The following is a 19,052-nucleotide window of genomic DNA, read 5'->3' on the forward strand; positions in this document are numbered from 1 at the left end:
GGTGGCACCCGTCCGACAGTAGGGCCACGGGCTCCGCTGCCGCCGGACGGGCCGGTGGCCCGGCCCGACCGGCGACGCGTCGTCAGACGCCCGACGGGACCCGGGACGGGCGGCCATGCCCGCGCGTCAGCGAGTAGCCGAAGACGGCCGCGAGCGCGCCGAGCACGCCGCCGCCGACCGTCCACAGCCAGCGGTCGGTCCACCAGCCCGAGGACCAGCCGTCCTTCGGCTCGCCGGCGAGGGCGACCGGGGCCGGCGACGCTCCGTCGGCGGCCTGCCGGACCGAGGAAACGCCGGGGACCAGCGGCTTGGAGAGCGTGCCGTCGACGTCCGCGGAACCGCCCTTGTCGGCCGCCGTGACCTCGACCTCGGTCCGCACCGGCAGCCCGAGATCCGCCGACGGCAGGTCCACGACCGTGAGACGGACGTAGTAGCTGCCGGGCAGCGGGTCGTTGGCCCACGGTTCGGACCACGCCCTGACCGTACGCAGCACACAGGTGAGTTCGACCGTGGCGGCGTCGGCCGCGGCCTTGCCGGTCTGCTTCCCGTACATGCACGCCTGACGGCGGCGCAGCCCGTCGTAGACATCGACCTGCCAGGTCGAGGCGCCGTGCCGGGTGGCGGTCTCGGGCAGGGTGACCTTCGCCCTGACCGTGGCCCGCTCTCCGGCGTCCGCCGGGAAGACCCAGTACAGGTAGTCGCCCGCGGAGGCGCCCGCGGTGGCGGTCTGGCCCTGCTCGATCGCCGTGGCGGTACGGAAGGTGGTGCCCGCCTCCGTGGGCCCCGACCCGTCACCGGATGTGCTCGGGGCCGGGCTCGCCGAGGGGTCGTCCGCGACGGCGGCGCCGGCCCCCGTCAGCAGAGCCAGACCGGTCAGCAGCGCACTCGCGAGCACGCGTCTCGTACGGAACATCAGTGGGTCCTCCAGACAGCGACGCGCCAGCGCGAGATCCAGCCGGTCAGCAGACCCGCGACCAGTCCGGTCAGGACGAGCACGCCCAGCAGCCACCAGCCGCGGCCGAGACCGAATGCCGCGGGGTCGGCCGCCGCGTCGGGGGCGTCCACCAGATCGACCGTCAGCTCGACCGGCATGCCGGGAGCGGTCTTCACCGAGGCGGGTGCGGAGAAGGAGTTGGAGACCTGGAGACAGACGGTCTCCGGGGCCGGTTCGGCGTCGCCGTCCGTGTCCTCTTCGGGCTTCGGGTAGCGCAGCCCGGACGAGATGGCGTCGGTGCGTCCGGTGCCGGACTCGGCGCCTCTGACGATCTCCCGGCCGTGCACGGTCACCGCACGCAGCAGCATGCCGTAGTCGTTGTTGACGGCCCGGTCCGCGAACACGCTCACCGAGGCCCGCAGTTCCTGGCCCGGCAGCACGTCGACCCGGTACCAGCGGTGCTCGGCGAACTTCTCGCGGTCCGTGTAGAGGCCGGGCTTGAGCTGCGGGGCGTCCGTGCAGCTGTCCGCGCCCTTCGTGGCGACCGGGGTCACGACGGGCGTGGCCGCCCGGTCCACCAGCTGCTTGACGCGGCCGGAGAGTTCGTCGGTGTGCTGGACGGCGGTGTACGTGCCGCCGGTGGCCTCCGCGATGCAGGTGAGCTGCTGGCGGATCTTCGCGTTCGGCACCAGGCCGAGGGTGTCGATGACCAGGTGGATGCCGCGCGCCGCGATGTCACGGGCGACCTCGCACGGGTCGAGCGGGCCGCAGGTGTCCTCCCCGTCGCTGATCAGCACGATCCGGCGGGTGGAGTCGCCGCCCTCCAGATCGTCGGCGGCGCCCAGCAGGGCCGGACCGATCGGGGTCCAGCCGGTGGGCGCCAGAGTGGCGACCGCGGTCTTGGCCTCGGTCCGGTCCAGCGGGCCGACCGGGTAGAGCTGCTTGGTGTCCTTGCAGCCCACCTTCCGGTCGTCGCCCGGATAGTCGGCGCCGAGAGTGCGGATGCCGAGCTGCACCTGCTCGGGCACCGCGTCCAGGACCTCGTTGAACGCCTGCTTCGCCGCGGTCATCCGGGACTGGCCGTCGATGTCCCGGGTCCGCATGGAGCCACTGACGTCGAGCACCAGCTCGACCTTGGGGGAGGCCTGGGTGGGGGGTTCATCGGCGGACGCAGGGAGCGCCGTGCCGAGCCCGGCGGTCAGGGTGGCGAGCAGGATGCCCACCCCGGCCGTCAGCCTTCTTCTTATGATCATCGCCGGATAGTAGTGAACATCTGTTCGCCAGCCAAAACGGCCGCCGTTTCCTGCCCGAACGGCCGGTGCCCGCCGCACACTCGTGTGTGCGACGGGCACCGGGACATGACGGAAAGTCAGCTGGGGATACGCCCCGAGCGGGCGTGCGGCCGCCGTGACGGCGGGTCAGTTCCGGGCGTCCGCCCCGAGCAGGGGACCGGCCGCCCGTTCCAGCACCGAGCCGACCCGCTCCCAGGTGGCCACGTCCCTCTCGACCGCTTCCAGGCGCACCTCTTCACCCGTGTCCCAGCCGGCGGCGATCGCGACCGGGTCCGCGCCCGTGGACGCCGCGGCGGCGAGCGCGGCCGCGCCCAGGGCCACCAGTTCTCCGCTGGCGGGCACGGTCACCGGTCGGCCGGAGAGCCGGCGGACGGTCTCCACCCACACGCGTCCCTGGGCGCCGCCGCCGATCAGGCGGAGCGGCCGGTTCGCCACCTCGGGGTCGGCCGGGTCGAGCCCGCTGGCGCGCAGCAGTTCGTCGAGCGCCCGCAGCACGGTGACGACCGCACCCTCGTAGGCGGCGCCCAGGAGCTGCTGCGGCGTCGTGTCGTGCCGCAGGCCGGTGAGGAGGCCGGAGGAGGTGGGGAGGTCGGGGGTCCGCTCGCCGTCCAGGTAGGGGAGGAGCACCGCTTCGCCGCCGGGGGCCGCGTCATTGCGGTCCAGGCCCAGCAGCGCGGCCACCTTGTCCACGGCCAGGGTGCAGTTGAGGGTGCAGGCCAGCGGGAGGTACGTACCGTCGGCCGCGGCGAATCCGGCGAGCGCCGGGGAGGCCGGCCGGGTCCGGGACGCGGTGAAGACCGTGCCCGACGTGCCCAGGCTGAGGACCGGGTGGTCCAGGAGCCCCGCGCCGCCGAGCCCGAGGCCGACGGCGGCGCTCATGTTGTCACCGGTACCCGCGGCGACGGCGATCCCGGCCGGAAGGCCGAGCGCCTCGGCGGCCTCGGCCGTCAGGGAACCGGCGCGCGCCGCGCCGCTCGGCGCCACCTCGGGCAGCAGCGCCGGGTCGATGGAAAGGAGCGCGAGGAGCTCCGGGTCGTAGGCGCCCGTCGCGGTGGAGTACCAGCAGGTGCCGGACGCGTCGCCCGGGTCGGTGACGGCGCGGCCGGCCAGGCGCTCGGTCAGGAAGTCGTGCGGGAGGCGGATCGCGGCCGTCGCCGCGGCGGTCTCGGGCTCGTTCTCCCGCAGCCACTGCCACTTCGACGCCGTCATCGAGGCCACCGGCACCGAACCGGTGCGCGCGGTCCAGGCGTCGGCCCCGCCCAGCGCCGCGGTGAGCGCGGCCGCCTGCGGGGCGGAGCGGGTGTCGTTCCAGAGGAGGGCCGGGCGCAGCGGGCGGCCCGCGCCGTCGAGGACGACCAGCCCGTGCTGCTGCCCCGCGACGGCGATCCCCCTGATGTCGGCGGCGGCGACGCCCGACTCCTTCAGCCCGGCGGCGACCGCGTCGCGCAGCGCCTGCCACCAGACCTCGGGGTCCGTCTCGCGCGCCCCGCCCTCGCCGGTGACGACGTGCGGCGCGCGCCCGACGGCGAGCAGCCGGCCGGTGGCTGCGTCGACGAACGCGGCCTTGGTGGACTGGGTGGAACTGTCCACACCGATGACGACCTCAAGCGGCGGCATGGCTGACCTTCAATCTCTGGCTCAGGGATTCCCGGGTGGTGCGCCTCACGCTGCGGTTCTCGCCGCGCCGGGATTTGATCGTACGCAAAACAAATTACGCGATGGCAGGCCCGGCGAACAGGGGCCCCTCCGGATTTTCCGGGTCGGGGGGTTACGTCGGCGGGGCGCTCCGTGCATGATTAGTCATGACAGTGAACAAATTGAGGTTCGGCCGCTCGACCGGCTGAGGACCCACAGCACCGAAGGCGGCTGGACCATGACGGAACGCTTCACCCCCACCCCCCAGGACAAGTTCACCTTCGGCCTCTGGACCGTGGGCTGGCAGGGCCGCGACCCGTTCGGGGACGCGACCCGGGAGGCGATCGACCCGGTCGACTCCGTCCAGCGGCTCGCGGAGCTCGGCGCGTACGGCGTGACCTTCCACGACGACGACCTGATCCCCTTCGGCTCGACGGACTCCGAGCGCGAAGGCATCGTGAAGCGGTTCCGCCAGACCCTGGACGCCGCCGGCCTCGTCGTGCCGATGGCCACGACGAACCTCTTCACGCACCCCGTCTTCAAGGACGGCGCCTTCACCGCCAACGACCGCGACGTCCGTCGCTACGCCCTGCGCAAGACCCTGCGCAACATCGACCTCGCCGTCGAGCTCGGCGCCACCACCTACGTCGCCTGGGGCGGCCGTGAGGGCTCGGAGTCGGGTGCCGCCAAGGACATCCGCGTCGCGCTCGACCGCATGAAGGAGGCCTTCGACCTCCTGGGCGACTACGTCACCGAGCAGGGCTACGACCTCAAGTTCGCGATCGAGCCCAAGCCGAACGAGCCGCGCGGCGACATCCTGCTTCCCACCATCGGCCACGCCCTCGCCTTCATCGAGCGCCTGGAGCGCCCCGAGATGGTGGGTGTGAACCCCGAGGTCGGCCACGAGCAGATGGCCGGGCTGAACTTCGCGCACGGCATCGCGCAGGCGCTGTGGGCGGGCAAGCTCTTCCACATCGACCTCAACGGCCAGTCCGGCATCAAGTACGACCAGGACCTCCGCTTCGGCGCCGGCGACCTGCGCCAGGCCTTCTGGCTCGTCGACCTGCTGGAGAACTCGGACTACGCGGGCCCGCGCCACTTCGACTTCAAGCCGCCGCGGACCGAGGACTACGACGGCGTCTGGGCCTCGGCCGCGGGCTGCATGCGCAACTACCTGATCCTCAAGGAGCGCGCCGCCGCGTTCCGCGCCGACCCGGCGGTCCAGGAGGCGCTGCGCGCGTCCCGTCTGGACGAGCTGGCGCAGCGCACCGCGGAGGACGGCGTGGCGGGTCTGCTGGCCGACCGCTCGGCCTTCGAGGAGTTCGACGTGACGGCCGCCGCCGAGCGCGGCATGGCGTTCGAGGCGCTGGACCAGCTGGCGATGGACCACCTGCTCGGCGTCCGCTGACCCGAGGCGCCGCGCGTGGGGCGTTGACGCCCCGGTGGCGGTGAAGTGAGTACGAGGGGGGGACGGCCGCGCGCGACGCGGCCGTCCCCCCTGCCGTCATGCCCGGGCGCGGCGGGACCGGGCCGTTCGGTCGGACCGCAGCCGGGCTTGCGTGCGGGCCCGGGCCCGTCGTCCGGGACCGGGTGCCCTGCCCGCGTACGCCGCGGCCTGTTTCGTTCAGCCCCGTGCCCGGCCCGCGTACGCCACCGGATCCGCCAGTACGTCCGTCATCACCAGCGCCGCCGCACCGCGTGCCGCGTCACCCGCGACGGAGGAGGCGCGCAGCCGGGCGCTGCCCGCCGACCACAGCCCCGACACCACCCGGCCCGTCAGCTCCTCGTCGGCGGCCGGCGCCAGCCACGGCATCAGGTTGCGGTAGATCCCGCCGAGCACCACCGCGTCCGGGTCCAGCAGGTTCACCGCCCCCGACAGCACACGTCCCAGCTTCCGGCCGGCCTCGGCGACCGCCGCCACCGCCCGCTCGTCCCCGGCCCGGGTGCGCCGCTCCAGCTCCGCGACGCCGATCCCGCTGCCGGTCTCCTCGACACCGGCCGCCCGCAGCAGCGCCGCCTGGCCCGCGTACTGCTCCAGGCAGCCGCGCGAGCCGCAGCGGCACTGCGGACCCGCCGGGTCCACCACCACGTGCCCGATCTCCCCGGCGAAGCCGTGCGCACCGCGGAGCAGTTCGCCGTTGACGACCAGCGCGCCGCCCACCCCGATCTCACCGGTCAGATACAGGAAGGTCCGGACCCGCCCCAGTCCGCCGAACCACAGCTCGGCCAGCGCCGCGAGATTCGCCTCGTTCTCCGAGCTCACCGCCAGGGGCTCGTGACCGGGGCGCTCGGCGGCCAGTGCGGCGGCGAACAGCTCCTCGGCCGGCACCTGGTTCCAGCCCAGGTTCGGGGCCTGGCGCACCGAGCCGCCCGAGACCAGACCGGGCAGTGCCAGGGCGACGCCGACCGGGAACAGCTCCTGCTCGCGCGCGGACTCCAGGGTGCGCGCGGCGATCCTGGCCGCCCGCGCCAGCACCTCGGTGGGCGGTGCGCCCCGGTTGTCGAGATGCTCGGTGAGGCGGACCCGGCCGGTTCCGGCCAGATCGACGACACAGACCGACACATAGTCGATGTTGACCTCGACGCCCAGCCCGGCCGGCCCGGTACGGGCCGTCTTGAGCGCGGTTCCGGGCCGGCCGGCCTGGCCGCTGAACGTCTTGCCCGACTCCGTGAGGAACCCGCTGTCGAGCAGCTGCTCGACCAGGGAGGACACGGCGGCCCGGGTCAGCCCCACCCGTGCGGCGACGCCGGCGCGGGTCGCCTCGCCCTCGCCCTCGTCACGGACGGCCCGCAGCACGAGGCTGAGGTTGCTGCGCCGGACGGTGTCCTTGTCGGCCTTGGGCCCCAGCGGCGTGAGGTTGCTCTTCATATCGGTGCCGAGCCTATGCGATTCCGTACGTCAGTACGGTCGCGATGGGGGGAGACCGGGTCCCGGCCGCGCACGGGGCGCGACCGGGACCGGGCGGCGGATCAGGCCGTCGCTCCCCGCTCCTTCAGCATGTCCGCCATGAGAGCGATCTCGGACCGCTGGCCCGCGACCATGCCCGAGGCCAGGTTCCGGATCTCGTCCGTCCCCGCGGCGGCGGCGGCCGCCTGCGCCATCTCCGCCCCGGCCCGGTGATGCGCGGTCATCAGCCTCAGGAAGCGCCCCTCGGCGTCCCGGCCCTCGGCCGCCCGCAACGCGTCGAGTTCGGCGTCGGTCGCCATACCGGGCATCAGCGCCCCGTCCCCGCGCGGGGTGACGGTATGGCCCATCCACGCCATGGGCGACCCGGGCGAGCTCTTCGCACGCCCCCATGTCTCCAGCCAGCCCAGCATCATGCCGCGCTGGTTGGCCTGGGTGTTGATGATGTCGTACGCGAGCCGCCGCACCGCCACGTCGGCGGTGCGGTCCCGCACGATGAACGCCATCTCGACCGCCTGCTGATGGTGGACCGCCATGTCGCGCGCGAATCCGACATCGGCCGAGGTCTCGCCGGGAGCCGCCGACGACCTCGCCGCGGCCGGGGCGGAGGAGGAGGGGCGTACCAGCATCAGCACGACCAGCCCGAGCGCGAGCACCAGAACAGCCCCGCCCGCCAGCACCATCGGCCGTGACGCGCGGGCCGCCGGCGTCACTTGGAGATCCCGCCGGAGCAGGCGGCGCCGGGCTCCGGGGTCTGGGCGCCCTGGACGTACTTGGTGAAGAACTGCGCGACGCGGGCGTCGGCCGCGCTCTTCACGGCGAGCTGCTTGCCCCAGGCGCTGAGCATCAGCGGGGACCCCTGGTCCTCCACCGGGCTCATCAGGGAGTACGGGGTGGCCTTGACCTTCTCCTGGAGCTTCTTGACGTCGGCCGGGCTCGCCTTGCTCGTGTACGTGACCCAGACGGCGCCGTGCTCCAGCGAGTGGACGGCGTTCTCCTTCGGTATCTCCTCGGTGTAGACGTCGGCGTCGCAATTCATCCACACCGGGTTGTGGTCGCCGCCGACCGGCGGGTTCATCGGGTAATCGACCTTCTTCTGTACGTGTTCCTGCGTGAGCTTGTCCCAGCTCTTCTCGCCCTCGACGGGCGAGGCCTTGGCGGCCGTCTCGGCCCTGTCCTCCTCGTCGGCCCGGTTCATGAGGTAGCCGCCGCCGGCGACCAGAGCGGCCACGACGGCCACGGCGGCGGTGATCGTGATGATGCGGCTGCGGCGCTCGCGGGCCCGCTCCTTGCGGCGGGCCTCCTCCAGCTTGGCGCGGCGGGCGGCGGCAGGGGTGTTCTGCTTCTTGGCGGAGGCCATGGTGGGTCCTTCGGTTCGTGACACGGAGGGATTGCGGGTACGCGGGAGCGCTCTCGGGGCGTCCGAGAGCGTCGCGCCCGCCAGGAATTGCGGGACAGCCCTTAGATCCGTTGAACCTGGAGGCGGAGACGGTCCACGTCGTCCACGGTGTCGTTCGACGGGCCGCGGATGGCGGCACCGCCGGTGAGCGGGACGGACGGGACGGTGGCGGCGGCCGACGGGAGCGCGGCCGGCGCGGGCTGGCCGGGCAGCAGGACGGGCGCCGAGTGTTCCGAGGCGCCGTGGCAGGAACTGCCGATCCCCCGATCGCCCGGGGGGTGGGCGACCACGACCGGCGACGCCTCCCCCTGCACGGCGAGGGTGATCCGGGGCGCGCCGACGGAGGTGCGCGCGTCGTGCGCGGCGGCGGGCGCCCCGGACGTCGGCCAGCAGCACGAGGCAAGGGCGATCAGGACGCAGACCCAGCCGAGAACCACGGCCGCGCCGGCACTGCGCCGTCGTTCCGTCCGTTCGCTCAGCCCGTTCATCCCGGCATCGTACCGGTGTGTGAAACTTCAATGAGTGGGGGACCGGTTCCGGCGAAGCTGTGGATCCCGGCACAAGGGGCCCCGCTCCGGGTGCGTCGGGATAGTGTGCCCCGGTGACAACGCAATCGAACGTATCTGCGGGCTGGTATCCGGATCCGCACGGCGACCCCCAGCTGCAGCGCTACTGGGACGGATCCCAGTGGACCGAGCACACCGCTCCGGCCGGCGGGCAGCAGCAGGCCCAGGCCCCTGCCCAGGCGCCGCAGCACCAGCAGCAGGCGGCCCCGCAGCAGCAGTATCAGCAGCAGGCGGCCGCGCAGCAGCAGTATCAGCAGCAGGCGGCCCCGCAGCAGCAGTATCAGCAGCAGGCGGCCGCGCAGCAGCACCAGCAGCAGGCGGTCGCGCAGCAGCAGTATCAGCAGCAGGCGGCCCCCCACCAGCAGGCGGCGGCGCCCCAGCACCACACTGCCGCTGTTCCGCAGCAAGGCGTGCCGCAGCAGCAGGGCGGCGCTCCCGGCGCGGGGACGCTCTTCAATCAGCAGGTCCTGGTCGTGAACCAGAAGGCCAAGCTGATCGAGGTGACGAACGAGTACCGCGTCTTCGACCAGCATGGCAACACCATCGGCTCGGTCATCCAGGTCGGCCAGAGCGCGCTGCGCAAGGTGCTGCGCTTCGTGAGCAGCATCGACCAGTACCTGACCCACCGGCTCGAGATCCGTGACGCCTACGGTCAGCCGCAACTGCTGCTGACCCGGCCGGCGAAGTTCATCAAGTCCAAGGTCATCGTGCAGCGCCCCGACGGTCAGCCGGTCGGCGAGATCGTCCAGCAGAACGCCATCGGCAAGATCAACTTCGCGATCATGGTCGACGGTCAGAAGGTCGGCGCGATCAAGGCGGAGAACTGGCGCGCCTGGAACTTCGCGATCGTCGACCACAACGACGCCGAGATAGCCCGGATCACCAAGACCTGGGAAGGTCTCGCGAAGACCATGTTCACCACGGCGGACAACTACGTGCTGCAGATCCACTACCAGCTGCCCGAGCCGCTGCTCAGTCTCGTGGTGGCGACGGCCCTGACCGTGGACACGGCGCTCAAGCAGGACGCCCGCGGCCTCGGCTGAGTCCGACCCCGAACGCGAAACCGCCCGCGCTCCCCACCCGCCAGGGTGAGGGCGCGGGCGGTTCCATGATGTCCTCGCGGCGGCTGCCCCTGGTCTCCCCGGCAGTTCGGCTGACCGGCAGATGCCGGACGCGGTCCCCTGCGGGTCGCGCACCGCCGCGACCCCGCGGCGGGGAGGAGGTACGCCGGAGAGATCGCCGCTCCGCTCACGGCGGTGGCCGCCGCCGCGAGCGACGTCCCTGGAGGGCGGTGTACGGCAGCGGGTGCGGCGGCATCTCGGACGGCGATTTCTGCCTTCCGGCCGCCCGGCACCGCTGCGGTGGACTTCGTTCGGGATCCTCCGTGGGCGGGAGGGGCGGGCGCCGTCTTGCCGGCCCGGCTGAACGGGGTGGCCGAAGCGCCGTGACCAGCCCTCGGGCCCGCGCATCGGCGCAGGGCGGGTACGCATGGGTAGATAGTTCACATGTGTAATACCTGTTAAGGTATCTAGGTGAGTCATACAAGCATCCGGTCCCGGAAGTCCCCCTCCGTCCGCGGAATCCCGCTCGCGGCCCCGCTGCGCCTGGCCCGGCCCTCGGACATGTGGTTCAAGCCGGCGACCAGCGTGGTGGTCGCCACGGCGATCCCCAATCTGGTGCTCTACTCCGTGGGCCGCCTCGACCTCGTGATGTACACGATGGCGGGCTCGCTCTGTGCGCTGTACGGCCACAACCTGCCGTACGCACGGCGCGCCCGGACCGTCGTCGGGGTGATCCTCGGGATGATCGCCGGTCTGGCCGTCGCCCTGGTGGCGGCCTCGCTGACCGGTTCGACCGCGGTCCTGATCGGCGTCGGCGCTCTCCTGGCCGCCGGCCAGAAGCTGCTCTGCGATGCCACCCGTATCGGCCCGCCGGGGCCGGTGATCTTCACGTTCGTCAGCTCCGCCGCCCTCTTCGCTCCGCAGGAGATCGGTCAGGTGCCGGGCCACCTGGCGCTGACCCTCGGCGCGGGCGCGGTGTCCTGGCTCGTCGGCGTCGCCCCCGCGCTGGTCCGCCGGGAAGGGCCCGAGCGCCGCGCCACGGCCCGCGCCCTGGACGCCGCCGCCGGGTACGCCGCCGAGCCGGGACACCGCACCCGCCGCGCCGCGGTCGCCGCCGTGCACGCGGCCTGGCAGACCCTCCTCGCCGCCGGACGCCCCACCCCCGTGCGCACCGCACTGGAACGCCTCGTCGTCCACGCCGAGACCGCACTCGCCACGCGCGCGGGCGACACCGCCGGGGACGCCGACGCCGACCGGCTCCGCGACTGGGCCCGTCGGACCCGCGCCCGCGGCCCGGTTCCCACACCGGCGCCCGCCCCCGGAACGGCTGCCGAACTCCTCGGCGTCGACGCCGAACGCGCGGCCCGGCGCCCTGCCCTCCGCGACGGGGCCGTACGCGCCCTGCTGCACCGCCTCGCCCCCGGCTCCCCACTGCTGCCGGTCGCGGCCCGCACGCTCGTCGGCTGCGCCCTGGCCGGGTATCTCTGCTCGGCCCTCGGCGTCGGCCGCCCCTACTGGGCGATCGTGACCGCCGCCTCCCTCTACCAGGCCAACGTCACGCTCTCCTGGAACCGCGCGCTCCAGCGCACCCTCGGCAACCTGCTCGGCGTCCTGGTCTTCGCCGCCGTCCTCCCCGCCGCCCGGATGCACCCGCTGGCCCTGATCGGCTTCTGCCTCCTCTTCGCCTTCGCCGCCGAGGCACTGATCACGCGCAACTACTGGCTCGGCTCCGTGGCCGTCACCCCGATGGCTCTGCTGGTCCTGGAGTACGCGGGCCGCCACCCGGCGGGTGAACTCATGGGCGACCGGGTCCTGGACACCGTCATCGGGGCCGGCGTCGGTTTCCTCGCCGCGGTGCTCGTCACCAACCGCCGGGCCGCCGGCCGCGTCGAGAAGGCCCTCGCCGACGCGGAGCGGGCCCGGGCCGCCGCGGTGCAGACGCTGGCCGCCCCCGCGCCCACCGCCGCGGCGCTGGACGCGGCCCGCCGCAGGCTCGCCGGATCGCTGGTCGAACTGCGGGAGGCGGACGACGCCGCGGCCGGAGAATGGTGGCAGCGCGCCGTGCCGCAGGAGGCCGTACTCGCGGCCGAGCAGGCCGGACACCGTACGCTCGCAGCGACAGCGACAGCGACAGCACGGCAGGGGATGACCGCCCCGGCCCGGGAGAACGGAGCGGTGTGACCGACGACATCGTCGCCTCGGTGGTACGGCAGTGGCGGGCCGTGAACCCGGAACTCGACACCGGGCCGATGGAGCTCATCGGCCGCATCAACCGCTGCTCCGCCCTGCTCCAGCAGGCCGAGGACGCACCGCTGCGGGGCGCCGGACTGACCCGTGCGGAGTTCGACCTGCTGGGCGCCCTGCGGCGCACGGACCGTGAACTCACTCCGGGCGACCTGGCCAGGGAGACGTTCTCCTCCGGCGCCGCCGTCACCAAACGGCTCCGCGTCCTCCAGGAGCGCGGGCTGATCGCCCGTCGCAGCGACGCCCGGGACCGCCGGGTCGCGCACGTCGGCCTCACCGGCGAGGGGCGGGAGCTGGTCGACGGGCTGCTCCCGCAGCAGCTCGCGTACGAACGCGCGGTGCTCTCCGGTCTCGACGCGGAATCCCGCGACCGGCTCAGCGCACAGCTCAGCGAACTGCTCCTCCAGTTGGAGGGCCGCCTCGGCGGCGGCCCCCGCTGACCCGGCCGGGCTGCCCGGGCGCGCAGCCGGTCCGAGGGCCGCGGCCGCCCCCGTGCCCCGGGTCCGCCGCCGGCCCGCCGCCATGTATCTCCTTCTTTCGGGTCGCTTCGATCGCATGTGCCCATGCCCCTCTCCGAGGGAGGCGACGGGCCGCTCCGCGGCCGAGCGGAGCGGTGAGGGGCCGTACCGCCGTGCGGGCCGGGGCCGGGGCCGGCCGATGAAGGCGGAGCCGGTGACCTCTGATTCGTGCGGGAGCACAGCCTGACGCAAGGGGCCCGCACGCCGTTCGGTCGTCACTCCTCGCGCACGACTGTTGGCGGTGTGTGCAAAAACTCGTGAGTGTATTACCGCCGGAGCCCTCGCGCAGAGGGTTGGGCGAATGTGCCGAAGCACTGTTTCGATCTGACTAAGCTCACGCGCAGTGAAGTCGAGTTGATATGAATTCGAGCGCTTGTTCCCTCCTGCCCTGCAAGTGCCGTAGCTCCCGATTACCTCCCGAATCAACCGCCAGAGGTTTTAGATGGTTCGTGTTGAATCACCACCGATCGACCGAGAAACCCCCGTCCTTCGCACCGTGTTGCTGCCCGTCGTCGCGATGGCCGGCGCAACCGCGGCCGCCGTGGCCCTGGTTGCCGAGCCCGCGCGGATACCACTCATCTGGTACGGCGCCTTCGCCACCGCCGTGGTCGCCGTGCTCACCGCCGAACTCGCCCGCCGCGCCCGCACGATCCGGCGCCAGCGCGCCCATTACGAGCAGCGCGTCACCGCGCTGGAGCGGCGCATCGCCAGCCATGACGAAGAGACCACGCGCATCAGCAAGGAGCTCCTTCCCGCGGCGATCCACCGGCTGCGCGTGGGCAATTCACCCGACGAGGTGCTGCGGGACGTCGTCGACGCCGACGAGGTCTACCGCCATCTCCCGGACGCCCAGCGCTCCCTCGTCTACACCGTGCTGGACATCATCGACAACGAGGAGGCGACGCGTGACTCCGCGCAGCGCGCCTTCGTCAACGTCGCCCGCCGCGTCCAGGCGATCGTCCACCGGCAGGCCAGCGAACTGCGGGAGATGGAGGAGCACCACGGGCGCAACCCCGACGTCTTCGACGACCTCCTGCGCATCGACCACGGCACCGCGCTGATCGGCCGGCTCGCCGACTCCATCGCCGTGCTCGGCGGCGCCCGCCCCAGCCGTCAGTGGCCCAAGCCCGTGCCCCTGTTCAGCGTGCTGCGCGGCGCCATGTCCCGCATCCTGGAATACCCGCGCGTCGATCTGCACTCGATCGCCAAGGTCGCCATCATCGGCACCGCCGTCGAACCGCTCATCCACGCCTGCGCCGAACTCCTCGACAACGCCACCCGCTACTCGCCGCCGCAGACCCGCGTGCACGTCACCGCCGTGGAGGTCCAGACCGGCATCGCCATCGAGATCGAGGACGGCGGCGTCAGCCTCAGCGAGGAGGCCCGTGCCCGGGCCGAGAACATGCTCGCCAGGGCCCAGGCCGGCTCCAGCATGAACGACCTCGGTGAGTCGCCCCGCCTCGGCATGGCGGTCGTCGGCCGGCTCTCGCGGATGTACGACCTCCAGGTCTCGCTGCGCCAGTCCGCGTACGGCGGCGTCCGCGCCGTGCTCATCGTGCCCCGCGCCATGATCACCACCGGACCCGCGCCCGGCATCGCCCACGGCATCGGCGCCACGTCGCGGCCCACCAGCGACATCGACCTCGCGGACATGAAGCACGTCGTCCCGGCCCGCAGCACCCACCGCAAGCCGCGGCCCGTCGCCTCCCGCCCGGCGACCGGACCGGTCGCACCCGAGACCCGCCCCGCCACGCCCGCGGTCGCCATGCAGGACGACGCTCCCGTGGTGACCGAGTGGACCGCGGGCGGACTCCCGCAGCGCCGCAGTCGCGGCCGCGCGCCGCTGGGTTCGCACAACCTCCCCGCCCAGTCCACCGACGGCGCCGGCCGGAGCAACGGCAACGGCCGGGCCAACGGCACGGAGCCGCCTCCCGGGATCTGGCTGGAGGCGTTCACCAAGGCCGCCAACGGCGTGCCTCAGGAGCCCAGGACGGACGAAGACTCTGACGACCCGTGGGACAAGGGAGACCTGAAGTGATCCAGCAACGGGGCAACATGGACTGGATGCTCAAAGAGCTCGCCGACGACGTCCCCGACATCCATCAGATCGTCGTGCTCTCCGCGGACGGCCTGCGCATCGCCCGGCACGGAGGCGACCCCGACGTCGCCGACCGGCTCGCGGCCGCCTGCGCCGGGCTGCAGAGCCTGGCCGCCGCCGTCGCCTCGGAAATCCCCTACAGCGACGGCAAGATGCGGCTTGTCGTCATCGAGGTCACCGGCGGGTTCTTCTATCTCATGGCCGCCGGGACCGGGGCGTACCTGGCGGTACTCGCCGGTGAGACGGTCGACGCGGGGCTCGTCGGAGCACGGATGCGCGACATGGTCGTACGGATCGGCGCCCACCTCACGAGCCCGCCCCGACACGACGGGCAGGCCGGATGAGTTCTTCCCGACGAGAACGCCGCAAGGCCGATCCGGCACTGAGCGATCCGGAACGGCTCTACGTCATCACCGGCGATCCCGACGGCAGCGAGCGGGCAGCGCTCGACCTGGTCACGATGGTGGTCTCGAAGTCGCAGCCGACACCGACGGTCCAGCCCGAGCAGGCCGTGATCCTGCGGCTCTGCCAGGCCCCGTTATCCGTCGCCGAGATCTCCGCCTACCTCAGCCTGCCCTTCAGCGTGGTGACCTCGCTCCTCACCGAACTCCTCGCCACGGAACTGATCGAATCGCGCGCGCCGATCGTCCGCGCGACCCTCCCGGACAGGTCCCTCCTCGAAGCGGTGATGCATGGACTTCAGAAACTCTGACACGATCACGGGCCCCCGGAGCGAGGACGTCCTGCCCACCACGGCCACCGCCGCGGTGAAGGTCGTGATCGTCGGAGGGTTCGGGGTCGGCAAGACGACCATGGTGGGCTCGGTCAGCGAGATCCGGCCACTGACCACCGAAGAGACCATGACCCAGGCCGGCGTCGGCGTGGACGACAACTTCGGCGTGGAGAGCAAGACCGCCACCACCGTCGCCATGGACTTCGGCCGGATCAGCATCAGCGAGGAACTGATCCTCTACCTGTTCGGCACCCCCGGCCAGGAGCGCTTCTGGTTCCTGTGGAACGGGCTGTTCGAGGGCGCCCTCGGCGCCGTCGTACTCATCGACACCCGCCGGCTCGAAGTCAGCTTCGACGTCATCGGCCGGCTGGAGGAGCGCGGCGTGCCGTTCGTCGTCGCCGTCAACACCTTCCCCGACGCCCCGAAGCACCCCGTCGAGGCGCTGCGCAGCGCCCTGGACCTGCCGGACGAGGTCCCGATGATCGACTGCGACGCCCGGCTGCGCGCGTCCAGCCGCGATGTGCTGATGACCCTGATGCGCTACCTGCACAGCCTGGCCGTCCCGCTCGGCTGACGCGCCCGCACGCGCCGCCCGCACCCGATTCGCGCCCCCATCGCGTACCCCACCCGTCCGGCCCTTGGCAGCCTGATCCCTGGAGCGATCGTGACAACCCCATTCCACTACGAACCCGGCGAGGCCCGGGGGCCGGTTCCGCCCCCCGAGTGCCCGGCCCACGGCCTCGGCACCGGCCCCGGAGGCGTGCGACGGCTGTACGGCCCCGAGGCGGAACAGGACCCCCACGGCCTGTACGACAAACTGCGCGCCGAGCACGGCACTGTGGCGCCCGTGCTGCTGCACGGTGACGTACCCGCCTGGCTGGTCCTCGGGCACAGCGAGAACCTGCACATGACCCGGACGCCCTCGCAGTTCTCCCGTGACTCGCGCCGCTGGCGCGCCCTGCAGGACGGCAGCGTCGCGCCGGACCACCCCCTGGCGCCCATCTTCACCTGGCAGCCGATCTGTGTCTTCGCCGACGGGGCCACCCACGAGCGTCAGCGCGGCGCCGTCACCGACTCGATGGCCCGGATCGACACCCGCGGCGTGCGGCGTCACGTCAACCGCTACAGCAACCGGCTCGTCAACGACTTCTGCCGGGAGGGCCGCACCGACCTGGTCGGCGCCTTCGCCGAACGGCTGCCCATGATGGTGATGTGCGCCATCCTCGGCATGCCGGAGGAGTACAACGACCGGATGGTGCAGGCCGCCCGCGACATGACCCGGGGCACCGCGACCGCCGTCGAGAGCAACGCCTACGTGCTGGCCGCGCTGAACCGGCTCGTGGAACGGCGCCGCCGCGAACCCGCGGACGACTTCGCCACCTGGCTCGTCGAGCACCCCGCCGCCATGAACGACAAGGAGGTGGCCGAGCATCTGCGGCTCATCCTGATCGCGTCCTACGAGGCGACCACCAACCTGATCGCCAACGTGCTGCGCATGGTGCTCACCGATCCGCGCTTCCGGGCCCGGCTCAGTGGCGGGCACATGACCGTTCCCGAGGCGGTCGAGCAGACGCTGTGGGACGAACCGCCGTTCACCGCCGTCTTCGGCCGCTGGGCGGTCGGCGACACGGAACTGGGCGGGCAGCGCATCAAGGCGGGCGACGCGCTGATCGTCGGCATCGCCCCGGCGAACACCGACCCGCTGGTACGTCCGGACCTCGACGCCAACATGGAGGGCAACCGCGCCCACCTCGCGTTCAGCGGCGGACCCCACGAATGCCCGGGCCAGGACATCGGCCGCGCCATCGCGGACGTGGGCGTCGACGCCCTGCTGATGCGCCTGCCCGACCTCGAACTCGCCGTCGACGAGAGTGAACTGCGCTGGGTCGGCAACCTCATGGGGCGCCATCTGGTGGAGCTCCCCGCCGAGTTCGCGCCGCGCTCCCCGCAGGACGACCGGGAACCCCCCTCCATGGGCAAGCCGAACCCGGCGCGCCAGGACTGGGAGGTGCAGTCCGCCGTCCGGCACATGGCGCCGACGCCGGTACGCGCTCCCGCCCCGTCGGAGCCGGCCGCCACGGCGGCGGGAGCGGCCCCCGCGGGGGTGACCGTCGCCGTCGACGGCACCGTCGACGGCCGGGCCGGCGAGGGCTCCCCGGCCGGGATGATCCCGCAGCAGCGCCGGCCCGCGGCCCCGGCCCGGTTGTGGCGCGTCGTGACCCGCTGGTGGAACGGCTACTGACCGCAGGTCCGCGGGGCGCGGGCGTCCAGGCCCACCGGCCGGTCGTCCGCGCCCCGTTCCGCCACCCACGTACCATGCGGAAGCGTGAAGCTGACAATTCTGGGCGGCGGCGGATTCCGGGTTCCCCTGGTGTACGGGGCGCTGCTCGCCGACCACGCCGAGGGCCGTGTCTCGGCCGTCACCCTCTATGACACCGACGCCGACCGGCTCACCGCCGTGGCCCGGGTCCTCACCGAGCAGGCAGAAGGAATCCCGGACGCGCCCACCGTCGTCGCCACCACGGACCTGGACGAGGCGCTGCGCGGCGCCGACTTCGTCTTCTCGGCGATCCGGGTCGGCGGCCTCGCGGGCCGCGCCGCGGACGAACGGGTGGCACTCGACGAGGGCGTCCTCGGCCAGGAGACGGTGGGCGCCGGCGGAATCGCCTACGGGCTGCGCACCGTGCCGGTCGCCGTCGACCTGGCCCGCCGCATCGCCCGCCTGGCCCCGCACGCCTGGGTCATCAACTTCACGAACCCGGCGGGCCTGGTCACCGAGGCCATGTCCCACCATCTGGGCGACCGTGTCATCGGGATCTGCGACTCGCCCGTCGGCCTCGGCCGGCGCATCGCCCGTGTGCTCGGCGCCGACCCCGGCCGGGCCCGCATCGACTACGTCGGCCTCAACCACCTCGGCTGGGTGCGCGGACTGTACGTCGAGGGCCGCGACGAGCTCCCCCGCCTGCTCGCCGACCCGGAGCTGCTCGGCTCGTTCGAGGAGGGCCGGCTCTTCGGCGCCGACTGGCTGCGCTCCCTGGGCGCGATCCCCAACGAATACCTGCACTACTACTACTTCAACCGGGAAGCGGTCCGCGCCTACCGGGACGCCGAGCAGACCCGCGGCGCCTTCCTCCGCGAACAGCAGGAGGGCTTCTACGGCCGGATGAAGGACCCCGCCACGCCGGCGCTGGCCACCTGGGACCGCACGCGCGCCGAGCGCGAGGCGACGTACATGTCGGAGAACCGGGACGTCGCGGGGGCGGGGGAGAGGGATGAGAGCGACCTCGACTCCGGCGGCTACGAACAGGTGGCGCTCGCCCTCATGCGGGCCGTCGCCCGGAACGAGCAGACGTCCCTGATCCTCAACGTCCGCAACCGCACCACCCTTTCGGTGCTCGACGCCGACGCCGTCATCGAGGCGCCCTGCCTGGTCGACGCGAACGGCGCCCGCCCGGTCGCCGTCGACCCGCTTCCGTACCACGCCGTCGGCCTGGTCACCGCGGTGAAGGCCGTCGAACGCGCGGTGCTCGAGGCGGCGGCGAGCGGCTCGCGCACCGACGCCGTGCGCGCCTTCGCCCTGCACCCGCTGGTGGACTCCGTCTCGGTGGCCCGGCGGCTGGTCGACGGCTACACGAAGGCGCACCCGGGGCTGTCGTACCTGCGATGA

General features: G+C 72.9%; 17 protein-coding genes. 10 read left to right on the forward strand and 7 right to left on the reverse strand.

The features are described from left to right. Nucleotides 1–82 precede the first annotated feature (82 nt). From E6R60_RS02940 to xylB, 3 genes are all read right to left on the reverse strand, one after another. Complete coding sequence (locus E6R60_RS02940; RefSeq protein WP_136324754.1) at nucleotides 83–913, reverse strand: hypothetical protein; 831 nt, start codon at nucleotides 911–913, stop codon at nucleotides 83–85. Then, nucleotides 913–2,187 (reverse strand): VWA domain-containing protein, encoded by a 1,275-nt coding sequence (locus E6R60_RS02945; protein ID WP_168713524.1) that lies wholly within the window; start codon nucleotides 2,185–2,187, stop codon nucleotides 913–915. The genes E6R60_RS02940 and E6R60_RS02945 overlap by 1 nt, the downstream gene beginning before the upstream one ends. Before the next feature lie 165 nt (nucleotides 2,188–2,352). Beyond that, nucleotides 2,353–3,843, reverse strand: a complete 1,491-nt coding sequence (gene xylB, locus E6R60_RS02950) for a xylulokinase (protein WP_136324755.1) — start codon at nucleotides 3,841–3,843, stop codon at nucleotides 2,353–2,355. Nucleotides 3,844–4,099: 256 nt separating this feature from the next. Between xylB and xylA the strand changes: the two genes are divergently transcribed. Next, nucleotides 4,100–5,269 carry a xylose isomerase gene (gene xylA, locus E6R60_RS02955; RefSeq protein WP_136324756.1) on the forward strand — a complete coding sequence of 390 codons (1,170 nt, stop codon included), beginning with the start codon at nucleotides 4,100–4,102 and terminating at the stop codon, nucleotides 5,267–5,269. A 216-nt stretch (nucleotides 5,270–5,485) separates the two neighbouring features. Here xylA and E6R60_RS02960 read toward each other — a convergent pair whose 3' ends face one another. From E6R60_RS02960 to E6R60_RS02975, 4 genes are all read right to left on the reverse strand, one after another. Further along, nucleotides 5,486–6,730, reverse strand: coding sequence for an ROK family protein (locus E6R60_RS02960; protein WP_136324757.1), 1,245 nt, complete (start codon nucleotides 6,728–6,730; stop codon nucleotides 5,486–5,488). 101 nt (nucleotides 6,731–6,831) lie between these two features. After that, nucleotides 6,832–7,479, reverse strand: a complete 648-nt coding sequence (locus E6R60_RS02965; RefSeq protein WP_136324758.1) for a DUF305 domain-containing protein — start codon at nucleotides 7,477–7,479, stop codon at nucleotides 6,832–6,834. Beyond that, nucleotides 7,476–8,126 carry a DUF3105 domain-containing protein gene (locus E6R60_RS02970; protein ID WP_136324759.1) on the reverse strand — a complete coding sequence of 217 codons (651 nt, stop codon included), beginning with the start codon at nucleotides 8,124–8,126 and terminating at the stop codon, nucleotides 7,476–7,478. Before E6R60_RS02970 ends, E6R60_RS02965 begins: the two co-directional genes overlap by 4 nt. A 101-nt stretch (nucleotides 8,127–8,227) precedes the next feature. Further along, the gene (locus E6R60_RS02975; protein ID WP_136324760.1) at nucleotides 8,228–8,653 is read right to left on the reverse strand and encodes a hypothetical protein; all 426 of its coding nucleotides are present in this window, start codon (nucleotides 8,651–8,653) and stop codon (nucleotides 8,228–8,230) included. Between the two features lie 113 nt (nucleotides 8,654–8,766). Here E6R60_RS02975 and E6R60_RS02980 point away from each other — a divergent pair, with 113 nt between their 5' ends. The 9 genes from E6R60_RS02980 (at nucleotide 8,767) to E6R60_RS03020 (ending at nucleotide 19,052) form a co-directional block, all read left to right on the forward strand. Next, nucleotides 8,767–9,774, forward strand: a complete 1,008-nt coding sequence (locus E6R60_RS02980; RefSeq protein WP_136324761.1) for a phospholipid scramblase-related protein — start codon at nucleotides 8,767–8,769, stop codon at nucleotides 9,772–9,774. Nucleotides 9,775–10,263: 489 nt separating this feature from the next. Beyond that, entirely contained in the window at nucleotides 10,264–11,973 is a 1,710-nt protein-coding gene (locus E6R60_RS02985; protein ID WP_136324762.1) for an FUSC family protein, read from the forward strand. After that, nucleotides 11,970–12,476 carry a MarR family transcriptional regulator gene (locus E6R60_RS02990; RefSeq protein ID WP_136324763.1) on the forward strand — a complete coding sequence of 169 codons (507 nt, stop codon included), beginning with the start codon at nucleotides 11,970–11,972 and terminating at the stop codon, nucleotides 12,474–12,476. Before E6R60_RS02985 ends, E6R60_RS02990 begins: the two co-directional genes overlap by 4 nt. A 520-nt stretch (nucleotides 12,477–12,996) precedes the next feature. Continuing rightward, entirely contained in the window at nucleotides 12,997–14,592 is a 1,596-nt protein-coding gene (locus E6R60_RS02995; protein ID WP_136324764.1) for an ATP-binding protein, read from the forward strand. Then, nucleotides 14,589–14,996 carry a roadblock/LC7 domain-containing protein gene (locus E6R60_RS03000; protein ID WP_136324765.1) on the forward strand — a complete coding sequence of 136 codons (408 nt, stop codon included), beginning with the start codon at nucleotides 14,589–14,591 and terminating at the stop codon, nucleotides 14,994–14,996. The genes E6R60_RS02995 and E6R60_RS03000 overlap by 4 nt, the downstream gene beginning before the upstream one ends. Beyond that, nucleotides 14,993–15,364: a DUF742 domain-containing protein gene (locus E6R60_RS03005; RefSeq protein WP_136324766.1), complete on the forward strand. Its 372-nt coding sequence runs from the start codon at nucleotides 14,993–14,995 to the stop codon at nucleotides 15,362–15,364. The genes E6R60_RS03000 and E6R60_RS03005 overlap by 4 nt, the downstream gene beginning before the upstream one ends. Next, the gene (locus tag E6R60_RS03010; protein ID WP_136324767.1) at nucleotides 15,345–15,959 is read left to right on the forward strand and encodes an ATP/GTP-binding protein; all 615 of its coding nucleotides are present in this window, start codon (nucleotides 15,345–15,347) and stop codon (nucleotides 15,957–15,959) included. Before E6R60_RS03005 ends, E6R60_RS03010 begins: the two co-directional genes overlap by 20 nt. A gap of 90 nt (nucleotides 15,960–16,049) precedes the next feature. After that, nucleotides 16,050–17,627, forward strand: coding sequence for a cytochrome P450 (locus E6R60_RS03015; RefSeq protein ID WP_136324768.1), 1,578 nt, complete (start codon nucleotides 16,050–16,052; stop codon nucleotides 17,625–17,627). Between the two features lie 84 nt (nucleotides 17,628–17,711). Further along, nucleotides 17,712–19,052: a 6-phospho-beta-glucosidase gene (locus tag E6R60_RS03020; RefSeq protein ID WP_136324769.1), complete on the forward strand. Its 1,341-nt coding sequence runs from the start codon at nucleotides 17,712–17,714 to the stop codon at nucleotides 19,050–19,052.

Source organism: Streptomyces sp. A0642 (genome assembly GCF_004795105.1).
GTDB lineage: Bacteria > Actinomycetota > Actinomycetes > Streptomycetales > Streptomycetaceae > Streptomyces.